Here is a 13,156-nt window from a genome sequence, read left to right on the forward strand (position 1 = left end):
CTATCTTCTTTTTCTTTTTGTAATTTTCATTGCGCCTTCATGTCCATTTTCGGCAGCTTTTTCAAACCATTGCATGGCTTTTTCATCATCTTCTGATACGCCCTCTCCCATTAGATAACAATTGCCAAGTTTATATTGCGCCTCTGGAAAATTGGCCTCTGCGGAAGCTTGAATCCATTCAATCCCCTTATTTGTATCTGCTAAAACTCCGTCCCCTTCCAATAACTGTAAGCCTGCATAATATGCCGCGTATATATTACCATCTTGCGCTGCTTCATTAAACCAGGGAAATGCTTGTGTTGCATCCACATTAGTACCAATACCAAAATATAAACAACGGCCTAATCTATATTTCGCAGTGATATTTCCTTCTTGCGCTGCTCTTTGATAATAGTTAAATGCAGCTTCTGCATTTTTATCTACCCCAATTCCAAACTCATAACACATACCAATACCATCGGAAATTACACCTTGTTCTTCTGCTTTTTTATAGTATTCAAATGCTTTCTCTGGTTGATCTATTTGATCATAGTCGTAGAAATAGTAATCACCTATTTCTATAAATGCATAAGGATAATTTGTCGCTGCAGCTTGTTGAAAATATTCTAATCCTTTTTGAGAATCTTGCGTAACAAATCCATGCATATAATATCGACCACAAATATATTGCGCATAGAAATAGCCTAGATCTGCGGCTTGTGTAAAATATCCTAATGCTTTATCCAAATCTTTACTAACGCCAAAACCTATTTCATAACAAATACCTAATTCTGTCAATGCTTTAGCATGATTGGCGTCTGCAGCTTTTGTATATAATTCAATTGCTTTATCAGGATTCACATCTGTACCGATACCGTGACGATAACATCTACCTAATTCGTATAAGGCATTTATATCATTATATTCGGCTGCATAACTATAGCATTTAAATGCTTCTGCTGGCTGTTGTGCTCCAGATTTATGATAGTCATTTTCCAAATATACACCCTTGATATAATTAGCATAAGGGTAACCTAATTGCGCAGCTGTATCGAAATAGGAAAACGCTTTTGCATAATCTGGTTCGGCAGCAACCTCTTCTAATAACCCCAATTCGGTAATTGCTTGGACGTTATTGCTATTCGCTGCTTCTAGAAAATAAGGTTTTGCTTTCTCATTATCTGGAGTCACATTTCCAATTCCATATTTATAAAAACGTCCTACTTGATATAATGCTTGTGGTAGTTTTTGCTCTGCAGCATCACTATAGAATTCAAATGCCTTTTCATAATTAGGTTCGCTTTCTTTGTTTCCATATTCAAAGAAATTACCTAATCTATATTTGGCATATGGGACATTTTTTTCGGCTAAATTATTGAAAATAGAGATTGCTTTTTCGTCATTTACATCCATAAATCGACCGTCTAAATGCAACTCCGCCCATTCAATTTCAGCATCGACACTATTTGCTTTAGCGCCTTCATCAATGAAATGCAAGCCCAAATTGGCATTGTTTAGCGTTTGATTGTATAGATACAAACAACCTAAGCGATACGCCGCATAACTATAACCATATTCCCACGACTTATTCAACCAATAAATAGCTTCATCATAGTCGGCTGTATTTTCAGATAATTGTTGTGGCAAAAGAATCAAAGCGATAGATGTCGCGGCTTCTATAATGCCATACTCAAATGTCTCTTTAAATGCCTGAATAATTTCCGTCTTATCTGCCTCTGGTGGCGTATTGGCAAGTTTCATCTCTGTAAGTAGATATTTACAATAGGATGAATCATATTGATTAACTGCAATTTCCAAAGTCTTATCTAGATTTTCTTGATCACCAATCGATCTGTAATACGATTGTAGTATTTGGAAATAATGTCTTTGGACTTTTTTATCTGAATTATCTTTTAATGGTTCTATGGCAGCAGGAACGGAAGCGGAATCATTTCCCCAAGATTGTATATAATTATAGTAAATAATTCCCCATGGATTTTGCGTTCCTGCCAATTCCTTTAAATTTTGAAGCGCAATATCTTTGTCTGTGAAATCGAAAATACTTACATAATTATAGTAATTCAATAAAGGCGCAGCAACGCTTTCACCTTTCTCTTGTGCTATTTCTAAATATTTTTTCGCTAAATCTTTATTTTGTAAAAATCTTCTAGACAGGACGAATTGTAAACCTAATTCTACCCAAGCTTCTGTATTCAATTGAGCATAATGTTCCAATTGCTGTGTAAGTTTATGATGAAAGAAAGTATAATCTTCTTCATTCAAATAAACGCTTGCTCTAAAATCTGCCGAATTATTTATCAAAATTTCATAGATAGATTTTAATAAAATTGCGTCAACAGATTTATTCTTAGAAACTTCTAGTAATTTTTCAAATACGGATAGAAAATAAAACCATTTATCAAAATCTTCCAACTTGTAGTTTTCAAAAGCTAAGGGTTCAGCTAAAATGTCTTCCAAATTGATAGATTCAGAAAATAGCTGATAACGATCTTTCAATTGCATAAAAAGATGAATATTTAGTTACAAACAATATAATTCATTTTCTTAAACAAAAAATTAGCCAAAATGTTGAACATCAAAGTTTATAGGCAAATTTTACAATTATAAGAGATTGATTAACAATCTATAAGCAGAGGTAATACCCAATTCTAACTGATTGTTAATTGATAAGCCTGACAATATTATACGGCCTTTTCCGCTCTTTTTTTCTAATAAGATAATTTTATTTTCATCATTTAAATGAATTGCCATCAAGTTTTTCCAATTAGAATTTTGGGAAGCTATAAAGGAAAAATTTGTTATGGTACTTTTCCACGATTTCAATATATTATTATCCAATTGATTGGGCGTCTTAAACAGAGAATTTAGTGCAAGTTCTGTTGTATAATCTACATCATTTTCGGTTAAATAAAATGGTGAAATAGTAATCGAATCTTTTATAAAATTGGGTAATGTTTTTGGATTTTGAATGTTGACAATTAGGCTACCTCCATTTTCAATATATTTTAATAGAACAGTATCTAACTCATAACTATAATTACTAATATTAAATATTATAGTTCGCATATCGGTCAAACTATCATAATTCATTTTTGAGGCATAAAAAAATTTGCTTTTTATATATATTTGGTTTAAAGCATTTGCAATATCAGAATAATAATTGGAATCTGGAACAATCATCCCAATCTTATCATTTTTTCCAATAGTTAATGTATCTGGATTAATGATAATACTTGGTTGATAATGGTAATAGACGGAACCTAAAGAATCTATGTCTATCTTCCGAAGAGAAGAAGTATAAACAAAAGTTTCTCCACCTTGTTTAGATTCTACCTTTGCTGAAACTTTATTTTCAGGACTTGCATCTTTGGGTAAAATGGTATTATGTGTAACTGTAAATTTATAGGCTTGAGATTGATTCGTCTTTAAATTTAAAATCGTATCTTTTGAGAAAAGTATTTTTTCTTTTGAATCAAATAAAACACCTGTGGGACCGCTTATCTTCACTCCTTTTTTCAATATTCGAATATCCATTGGAAAATTTTTACGTTCCATATTAGACGTCGTGTTCAATACTAACAAATCATTTTTGTGTTTTAATTCACTAATTATATTTGGGAAAATAATCCCTGGAGCAATATCAATAAACAAAGGAAGGGTTATGATTGGATTCTGACCCAAACTATCCAAAACAGGAGCATCAAATTGTATTGAATGGTTATCTAACGAACAATAATAAGACACCACTCTATTGTATTCATCGAGACTCTTTACTGCATTAGAATTTTCAAATTTATACATGCCTGGCGTTTCCATTCCGTAAGATAACCATGGCGGCTGGGAAACAATTTCATTTTTATTGACAGATCCAGACTTGGTGAAAACTAAAGAATCTTTAACATGAATATTAAATATAGTATCATAGTTCTTAAAACCAAAATTATGGCAATCCAAACTATAATTATTCACGTCTCTGGTTAATTTACTTGTAATGGAAATCGTATCACCGATAACATACTTTGATTTATTGACTACAGATTGAATATTAATTCCCGCATATCTTTTTATGATAGAATTTAGTTGTGCATATTTTTGATCAATGCGTTTATCATCTAAATATTTAATATCCTCAATCGCATCATATATGGAAATAAGGCTATCCAACTGCACACGATCGAAATGAGTAAAATTTAATTTTTGTATTTGAGAAATTTTTTCATCTAAATTTGGAGACACGGCTAAACTTTTCCAAGTATTGAAATATTCATTTTCCAACTTAACATCATCTCCAAGAATTTTACGAAAAGAATAATTGTTCGTTGTTGTGTCTAAATTGTAATAGGCTAGAGAAAATATTTTTCTAGTTTTTATATAGTTGAATTGTTTTTTATCGACACTATCTTTTACAAAATTGAATGCATTTTCAATACATTTTTCCATACTTTGTTTTGCAAAATTGTTGGTAGTGGTTTCACTTTTAATTAATATTATATCTGGACAAAAATCCGCAATTGCAAACATTAAATCATTGCTAATCTTTCGTTCATTCCAAAGTTTGGATAAAACTACACTATCTTTTATAGGATAATCAAACGCTCTAGTAAAGTATAAAGGTGTATTATATTTTTTTAAAATTTCGTGGCTATATTTATCATTTACAATCCCATTTTCAATCGGTCCATTTGCATTACTTTTTAAAATTGAGACTTGACTTTCCCCTCTTGTAAATCCTAAAAATGCAAATGAAAAGTTGTATTTTTCTTTCAATGTTTGGATTAAATTTGTATCGATATCCGCAGGTGAATATCCAATCAAAAGGATATTCTTAAAATGCCCCAAATCTTTGATTACTTTTTCAATATTAATATTTTTATATTGCCCCACGAGTCGCTGACAAATGAGTAATAAGAATAAAAAAGAAATAAATTTTCTCATGGTTTTACATTTTGTGGTACATAATCGAACGGTAATAGATTCGATATTTTTTCTGACCATGCCCAGTATTTTTGTTGTACTATATTGGAAAATGGATAGAATGAACCATCTTGATGAATTTGAGTCTGAGTATCTGGTAGATAATCCAATAAGGAAATAATACAACTATCCGTTCTATAATTTGCATTATAATTTGCATAATTGATATCCTCTTTTTTATTCTTATATAATACTAATAGTTGATCTTTATATATCAATATTTTAGAAGTACTATCATGATCTTGGATTACTTGGTTGATTTGCAATGGTATCCTTCTCATTAATGTTAAATAGTCATCTTGCCTTATTATTCTATGAAAATAACGTACAGAGTCATTATTATAAAGGGAATCAAATTTTAGTTTAATCAATCTAAAACTATCAATATTTTCATTTACAAATGAAATGGAGTCTAAAATAATTTTGATACGTTGTTTCTCATAATTTGGCTCTTCCCATATATGGTGCATTTCAAAACCCTCTTGTATTGCAGATCGACTATATAAAGATCTTATGAAATGCATCTGAGAGCCAATATAAGCCTCTTGTCTTCTTTTTAGAAATCGTTTATATTTCGAATCCTTGACATCCATATTTTGAAAAGATGGATATCCACCAAAAAATAAATATTTACTTGAATAATTAAATCTAAATTCAATCAGATCATATCTAATATTGTAACCTAAATAGTAATTTTTAATAATTAATGGAACTTCACATGTGACAGATAATTCTTTGGTCTTTTTATAATATTTGAATTTGAGATCTTTATAATTTTCTAATATACATTCATTAGAATAGCTTAAAGTGCCTATAAATTGATCCAAAAAAAATTTCCCATATTTCTCCCATCCATTTTTATCATAAGATTGTATGACTATGGCATCTAAGTCATTAACTTTTGGTGTTAAATGATATTGATCATTATTTTTTATTTTATCAGTAGTTAATACAAGCTTCTCATAACCAACCATGGAAAATATAATCTGCATATTTCCAACTGGTATATTTTGTAATTGAAAACTACCATCACCCTTAGTTATTGTATATATACTAGTATTGCTTATATATACTGCTACTCCTTCTAAGGCTTTATTCGTCTTAGTATCCAAAATTCTTCCATTAAGAATATGTGTCTGAGCATATATATTACAAATAATGAAATTCAGTAAAAATATTAATATAAATCTCATGTATTTTCTTCAAATATAACTAATTAGATAGTTTAAAATAGTTTTTTTATTATGAAAATAAAACGTTAAATTCGTTTAACGGAACATTAATATACTTCTAATTAAGAAACACAGAGATATGCAAAAAAAATGTATTTCATTTTTTGTCATGCTATTTTGTTTATGTAAATTTTGCGATGGCCAGACTGTAGATTTTGATTTTTATTATGAAAACCAAAAAGTCAGTCAAGGCTGTGCTGGATCGACGGTTATACTTAAAAATTTATCTAGTGATACTACTCATAGTTTTCAATGGGAAATTAATGGTTTTAAGATTTACACATCATCCACATTTTTTATTTTTTCAAAGGAGGGAACCTATCCAATCATATTAACAGACAACTCTACAGGTATAAGTATAACTAAAAATATACTAATAAATAAATTACCTACTGCTGATTTTGATTTATCACAATCGTCTATATGTGTTGGTAGTTCGATGAACTTTACTGCCAATACCACAACAACATCTACTATCAGCAATTATTACTGGAATTTCGATGATGAAGCATTGACAACAAAAACAAATCCAATTAATTATATATTTAATAAATCGGGAAGTAAAAAAATATATCTATATGTAAAAGATGCTAATGGATGCTATAGTGCTACCTCCGAATCCAAAACACTGACAGTTAATGGTGCTAGTAATGCATCCTTTAATTCAGATAATTTACAATATTATAGTTGTTCTAATTCTATCAGTTTAAATCTGAATTCAGATAACACTAATCAGCAATTTAATTGGGATTTTGGAGATGGACAAAGTTCAACAGGAACACAAACTACCATTACTCATACATTTGCGAAACCAGGAAAATATTTGATTACATTAAGTACGAACAGCACGGATAATTCGACTTGCAATACTAAATATACGCATAATATATATGTAGGAAAACCATCGTTAAAAATATATTCTCCAGATAGTGTTTGTACAAATACTAGTTTCAATTTAAACGCCTCTGATTCATTGGGAAATTTCAACTTTAGTTCCTCTGAGCTTATCTGGAGTACTGATAATGGAATATTCTCAACGGATTCTACAAGTTTAAGTTATTCAGTGGCGGGTAATTATAATTTAAATGTATATAATAATATTGGTTGTAGATCAGATGCGTCATCTAATATTAAAGTAAATCAAACTCCAACATTGAATGTGTCTGTAACTCCAAGTGGAACTATTTGTAGTTTAATTCCCATAAGTTTTATTGCAAACACGGATATTGGAACAAATATAAAATGGCAAATAAGTGATGGAACATCTGAAATACTTTCAAAAAATGATACACTAACTCATACTTTTAAAAATTCTGGATCATATAATATAACAGCTACTACCTCTAGTAGTGAATCATGTTCGATTACTTCTCAATCATATACCGCTACCTTAACAAATGATTGTGTTGATAAAGGAATTGATTCTATTCTAAATCAAGTATTCAAATTTTATAGTCTTTGTGATGATAAATATTTAGTAACATTTGTAAATTTAGTTCCATCAAAACCTTTTCAATCTATAAGTATAGATGGAGTTGTATATCCATTTACAACTGACTCAACAACGATACGACTTCCGTTCAAAAGTAAAGGCGCAACATATACTGTTTTAGTAAGATTTAAAGATGGAACATACGATAGGGTAAGAGATATTACGATAATTGACGAAACCGCACAATTTTCAGTAAAAAACAATGATAATGCCACATTAAATTGCGCACAGAATTATTATACAATATCTACATCTGGATTTGTTAACAGTGCGAATATATCCAATTTTATATGGAAAATTGAAGATATAAATACTGGAAATACTATTTATTCAAATGCTGGAGCAAATCTTAGCTCATTTGATTTTAATCTACCTGATGTATCTACATATAGAATTACACTAACGATGTATGATATAAGAACAAATCCATGTATTACTACATTTTCTTCCTTAATTACTACACAAGGCCCGGTAGGTAACTTTAAAGCTAGTGGAGATTCCGTTTTATGTAATCCAAAAGGAACTGTAGTTATTCAAAATCTATCCGAAATTAACAACAGTTCATTTGCATCCATGGTTTGGGATTTTGGTGATGGGCAAAAAAGGACAATTACAAGTCTTAATACAGATACAATTCAACATTATTATTCCTATACAGGTAGCGATAGCTATGTAACCTATTCTATCAATTTAAGAATTACAGACAATGCAGGTTGTACATCTAATCTTACTAAAACCGGACAATTTAAATTGTATAATCCCAAACTAAATATTTCAACCTCAATTCCCATCTATTGCCAAACCAAAACTGTTCAAATTTATAATAATTCCAATATTGCGGATCTCTTAAATGATAACTACCAATGGCAAATTAATAATCAAGAGTTCAATACAGCGAACACACAGGCATTAAATTTTACAAAACCAGATGAAATTTATCCTGAAAATTTTAATGTCAAAATTAGTGCACAATATGGTCCAAATGGAAAATGCAATATAGATACGACCTTCAAAGATTTAATTAAGTTCATTAAGCCAATTGCTCAATTTCATATTATTGATTCTAATTTAATAGCCACTTGTCCACCATATACATTACATATTAAAAATGAATCGTCTGGATATGACAATTTAAAATGGACGTTTAGCGACAGTATATATAATACAAGTTTAAATGATACTATAACTTATTATGTAGAAAGACCAGATTACTATTCGATCCAATTACAGACTAATGGTTATGATAATTGTATAGATACTTCAAGTTTTTCATTTATGTCATTAGGTCCAAAAGCAACATTGTCTAATACTATTTATAAGGCTTGTACACCATTAACGACTTTGTTAAAAGTTAATAGCGTAGATTCTATTCAAAATTATCTATGGGCATTTGGAGATACTACAACATTAACAAGTGATTCCATTTTTCAAACGGAGCACACATACAATAATCCAGGAAGTTACGACCCAAGAGTCGTAATTATAGGTACAGAAGCGACTGGACATTGTTTTAATAACCTAAGTTTGTCTAATTCAATTGTAGTAGATCCGAAGATTAATTTAAAATATCTTAACAACTACACTTATTGCATGGGAGATTCATCCACTAGTCCACTAAAATTACAAGTATACACTAGTATTGGAAAGGAATTTTATTGGTCAACTTCCCCAGATGATATTGAGACGATAAAATCAGATAGAAGTTCTTCAACAATTTACGTTACTCCATCTCATCCAACTGATTATTTCTTATATGCCAAAAGTGAGAATACATGCGCTGATGAATCTGCAACTGTTCATGTCGAAACACATGAATCGCCAGTAGTTAGTTTTCCCAAAAATGAAATGACCGTTGCAGCAGGAGAGCAATTTTATACGAATCCTACTATCATTTCAAATATTGGAAGTCTTACATATAATTGGTCTCCTACGACGCAAGTAAGTAATGCTTTAGTCGAAAATCCTAGCATAATTGGAGATAATAATATTACCTATACGCTTTCTGCAAAAAATAGCTATGGTTGTGCTGCGAGTGACTCCATTGATGTAAATGTCCTTTGTAGTACGTCTAAATCATTTATCCCAAGCGCATTTACGCCAAACAATGATGGTCGAAATGATAAATTTTACGTGAGGGGGTATGGAATTAAAAGTATTCGACATTTTTACATAGCCGACCGTTGGGGCAAAATTTTATTTGAAAAAAACAATGTACAGTCAAATGATTATAGTCAAGGTTGGGATGGCCGATCAAGTGGAGATTTAGCTCCGGCAGGAACTTATGTATATTATGCTCAATTGGAATGTACAGAAGGTAATATATATACACTAAAAGGGACTGTAGTCTTAATACGTTAGTTTTTTTGTGAATTTGTAAATACAATAAAGAGTTCTCAATGTAAAGTTGAGAACTTTTTTCTATAAAACGAAAAGACCCGCGGTAGAAACCACAGGCCGTCTTCGATTGCTTGCCATATGAAAAAAGTTATAATATATTCTGTCTTTCTGATTACAAAAATAAATGATATTTTCTTTGCCGTTGTGTTAACTTATTATAAATTAACAAACTTCTAATCAAATATATTTAAAAATATCTAATCTGAAACAAAGTTAAACAAAAAAACAATTCACTTGTATTTTTTTGATTTAATTCAAAAAATAATATATTTTCATTAAAATGATATATATGTTATTTATTGTTATATGTTTCTATTGCTTTTTCTAAACATTTAACGGCTTGTTCTATTTCTTCTACTTTCAATACGTATGCCAATCTTACTTCTTGCATACCTAAACCTTTGGTACCGTAAAATCCTGAACCAGGAGCGAGCATCACAGTTTGATTTTCATAAGAAAAATGTTCTAATATCCATTGACAAAAATCATCTGTATTATCTACTGGTAATTTTGCCATAGCATAAAATGCACCACCTGGATTAGGACATACAACACCAGGTATTTTATTCAAACCCTCAATTAATGTATCTCTTCTTTTTAAATATTCAGCTTTGGTTGCTTCGAAATAATCAGCTGGCAAATCGACCGCGGCCTCACCCAAAACTTGCTCTAATGTTGGTGGTGCTAATCTCGCTTGCGCAAATTTCAATACGGCATTTACTAATTCTTTATTTCGAGTAACAAATGCACCAATCCTAGCTCCACATGCACTATAACGTTTACTTATCGTATCCATTACGATCACATTATCCTCCACTCCTTCTAATTGCAAAGCACTATAATGTTTACCTGTGTAGCAAAATTCCCTATAAGCCTCGTCCGAAAACAGATACAATTGATGTTTTTTGACAATCCTTGCCAAAATTTCCATTTCCTCTTTGCTGTACAAATAGCCCGTTGGATTATTTGGGTTGCAGATGATGATAGCTTTTGTTTTGTCCGTAATAGCGTTTTCGAAGGATGCCACTGGTGGTAATGCAAAACCATCTTCAATATTCGCTGTAATCGGTACTATATTTACTCCTGCTTCTGTAGCAAAACCATTATAGTTTGCATAAAATGGTTCTGGAATAATTACTTCATCTCCAGGATTTAAGCAAGCTAAAAAACCAAATAATAAAGCTTCAGAGCCGCCTGTAGTAATTAAGATATCCGTATAATCAACATAGATTTCATCTCTTTTATAGTATTCGACTAATTTTCTACGATAAGATTCTATTCCTGCACTATGACTATATTCCAAAACCTTAATATCTGCATTTCTTACTGCGTCCATAGCCGCTTTAGGCGTTTCTATATCTGGTTGACCGATATTCAAATGATATACTTTTACACCTTTTTTCTTTGCTATTTCTGCAAATGGAACCAACTTTCTAATTGGAGATGCAGGCATAGCTTGTGCTCTTTCGCTAATTGTTAATGTTGCCATATTTCTTAAAATGCTATTTAAAAATAAATCCACAGTTATTACTGCGGATTTGAATATGAAATAATATATAAATTAAAGTCCAATTTTTTCTTCTATCAAATAGTTATTTCTATCTACGGAGTTTCGACTGATTAACTCTCCAATGAAACCTGCTAAAAATAGTTGCATTCCCAATATCATCAAGGTGAGTGCAATATAAAATCCTGGTTTGTTGGATAATTCGAAATAACTAGAAAATAGTTTATTTAAAACTAGAAAAATGCTAATTATAAATCCAAGTATAAAACATAAGGAACCCCAAAGTCCAAAAAAGTGCATGGGTCTTTTTCCGAATTTTCCAACAAAAGTTACGGTTGCTAAATCTAAAAAACCATGTATAAAACGATCCCATCCAAATTTGGATACACCAAATTTCCTAGGTCTATGCTCCACAACTCTCTCTCCTATTTTCTTAAAACCCGCCCATTTGGCAAGTACTGGAATATTACGGTGCATATCACCATATATTTCAATGCTTTTAACTACTTTTTTTCTATAAGATTTCAATCCACAATTGAAGTCATGTAGTTGTATTTTGGACACTTTGCGCGCAACTGCATTAAATATTTTAGATGGAAAATTTTTAGTGAATTTATTATCATAACGCACTTTCTTCCAACCGCTAACAAGGTCATAACCTTTATCAACTATATCGGTATATAAACCAGGTATTTCATCTGGGGAGTCTTGCATGTCGGCATCCATGGTGATAATGACATCACCTTGAGCCGCCTTAAATCCTTCATTTAGAGCCGCCGACTTCCCATAGTTTCTTTGAAATTTGATTGCTTTGAACTCAGGATATTTAGATCGAATAACTTGGATAACCTTCCAACTTTCGTCTGTACTTCCATCGTCAATAAATATTACTTCAAAAGAGTATTTGTTGGTTTGCATTACTCTTACAATCCAATCACTTAGTTCTGGTAAAGATTCATCTTCATTAAAGAGCGGTATAATTACCGATATATCCATGGTTGAATTTCCTTTTTATTATAATTCTTGAGGTTTGTTATCTTGAAAGGGATTGCTAGATGTTGGATTTTTTTTCACCACAGCGGCTGCAATCAATGATCCAATTGCGCCTAAAATTGCATAAAATAAAATTGTTCCACCCATTGTCAATGGAATCACATTTTTCTTATACATAACAAGACTTGCATCAATCTGACTGTCGCTAACGCCTTGTTGCTCCATTGATTTTCTAGCTAAATTTATAGATTCGTCTATTTGATTTGGGAAAATGAATTTCATCGAAATAATGGTCCAAAATAATACGATTATTACAATCATGGCATTTACCCTAAAACTATTGGCAAATACATTTCCAAATGTGACATTGTGATCATTTTGTTTCGCAAATAAATTACCACTCCACACCAATCCACCTAAAAGGATAAAAATAGAACTAAAAGTGACAATTTTACTTTGATTCAAGTTGCACAATTGTACTACCAAATAAAATAAAACCAAAATAACTGCGATAATTGTTCCCTTTGTAATCGTTGAGGTTACTTTTTTTTCCATACTATA

7 protein-coding genes are annotated in these 13,156 nt (G+C 31.0%); 1 reads left to right on the forward strand and 6 read right to left on the reverse strand.

Features of this window, described 5'->3' with window-relative positions:
- From E0W69_RS06095 to E0W69_RS06105, 3 genes are all read right to left on the reverse strand, one after another.
- Window positions 1-2,502 (reverse strand): tetratricopeptide repeat protein, encoded by a 2,502-nt coding sequence (locus E0W69_RS06095; RefSeq protein WP_131329144.1) that lies wholly within the window; start codon window positions 2,500-2,502, stop codon window positions 1-3.
- Between the two features lie 99 nt (window positions 2,503-2,601).
- Window positions 2,602-4,935, reverse strand: coding sequence for a hypothetical protein (locus E0W69_RS06100; RefSeq protein WP_131329145.1), 2,334 nt, complete (start codon window positions 4,933-4,935; stop codon window positions 2,602-2,604).
- The gene (locus tag E0W69_RS06105) at window positions 4,932-6,167 is read right to left on the reverse strand and encodes a carboxypeptidase-like regulatory domain-containing protein (RefSeq protein WP_131329146.1); all 1,236 of its coding nucleotides are present in this window, start codon (window positions 6,165-6,167) and stop codon (window positions 4,932-4,934) included. The genes E0W69_RS06100 and E0W69_RS06105 overlap by 4 nt, the downstream gene beginning before the upstream one ends.
- Window positions 6,168-6,285: 118 nt before the next feature.
- On the opposite strand from E0W69_RS06105, the gene E0W69_RS06110 reads away from it, so the two are divergent.
- Window positions 6,286-10,056 (forward strand): PKD domain-containing protein, encoded by a 3,771-nt coding sequence (locus E0W69_RS06110; RefSeq protein ID WP_131329147.1) that lies wholly within the window; start codon window positions 6,286-6,288, stop codon window positions 10,054-10,056.
- A gap of 331 nt (window positions 10,057-10,387) precedes the next feature.
- Here the strand turns inward: E0W69_RS06110 and E0W69_RS06115 are convergent, their stop codons facing one another.
- The 3 genes from E0W69_RS06115 to E0W69_RS06125 all read right to left on the reverse strand — a co-directional run bounded on the left by E0W69_RS06115 (window position 10,388) and on the right by E0W69_RS06125 (window position 13,150).
- Entirely contained in the window at window positions 10,388-11,584 is a 1,197-nt protein-coding gene (locus tag E0W69_RS06115) for a pyridoxal phosphate-dependent aminotransferase (RefSeq protein ID WP_131329148.1), read from the reverse strand.
- A 72-nt stretch (window positions 11,585-11,656) separates the two neighbouring features.
- The gene (locus tag E0W69_RS06120; RefSeq protein WP_131329149.1) at window positions 11,657-12,598 is read right to left on the reverse strand and encodes a glycosyltransferase family 2 protein; all 942 of its coding nucleotides are present in this window, start codon (window positions 12,596-12,598) and stop codon (window positions 11,657-11,659) included.
- Window positions 12,599-12,616: 18 nt separating this feature from the next.
- On the reverse strand, window positions 12,617-13,150 hold the full coding sequence (locus tag E0W69_RS06125; protein ID WP_131329150.1) for a DUF4199 domain-containing protein: 534 nt from the start codon (window positions 13,148-13,150) through the stop codon (window positions 12,617-12,619).
- Between the last annotated feature and the right edge of the window lie 6 nt (window positions 13,151-13,156).

Origin of the sequence: Rhizosphaericola mali (genome assembly GCF_004337365.2) — a bacterium.
Taxonomy (GTDB): domain Bacteria; phylum Bacteroidota; class Bacteroidia; order Chitinophagales; family Chitinophagaceae; genus Rhizosphaericola; species Rhizosphaericola mali.